Origin of the sequence: Anaerotignum faecicola, assembly GCA_024460105.1 — a bacterium.
GTDB lineage: Bacteria > Bacillota > Clostridia > Lachnospirales > Anaerotignaceae > JANFXS01.
The window spans coordinates 1-571 of sequence record JANFXS010000090.1 but is presented as its reverse complement, the minus strand read 5'-3'; the positions used below and the strand labels follow the sequence as shown (position 1 = coordinate 571).

Here is a 571-nt window from a genome sequence, read left to right as displayed (position 1 = left end):
ATCGAACTGCTGAAAGCCGTGGGAGTATCGCTTGAGAATGTCAGCTTTGGTCATATGGACAGGAACATGGATCTATGGTATCACCGCAGGATTGCAGACACGGGAGCGTATCTCTGTTTCGACGGTATTGGAAAAACTAAATATCATACGGAGAGCAGTCTGATTACCCATATTCTGACACTGGTGAAGGAAGGGTATGAAGATCAGATTCTTATTTCCGGAGATATGGCGAGAAAATCATATTACCGTCATTATCAGTTTGGATTGGGGCTTGGATATGTATTTGATTGGTTCCAGATACAGTTTAAGGAAATGGCAGAGAAATCGGGACTGGAGGGAGAGAAGCTTTTTCACAAGTTTTTTTATGAGAATCCACAGAGATGTATGACCTTTAAGCAAAAAAACAAGACAGGATACGGAGAGATTTTATGAAGCAGATTATATATGCATTGGAGGATGATTACGGTATGCATGCCAGGCCAGCCAGCCGACTGGCAGAGGTATCACAAAATTACCGTTCATCAATGGAAATCAAATACAAAGAAAAAACAGGAGATTTAAAAAGTATGAT

At 40.8% G+C, this 571-nt stretch carries 1 protein-coding gene; it reads left to right on the top strand.

Annotated elements, in window-relative coordinates:
• The coding region (locus NE664_12905; protein ID MCQ4727533.1) for a phosphotriesterase at positions 1 to 432 on the top strand (432 nt) is incomplete at its 5' end.
• Positions 433 to 571: the final 139 nt, after the last annotated feature.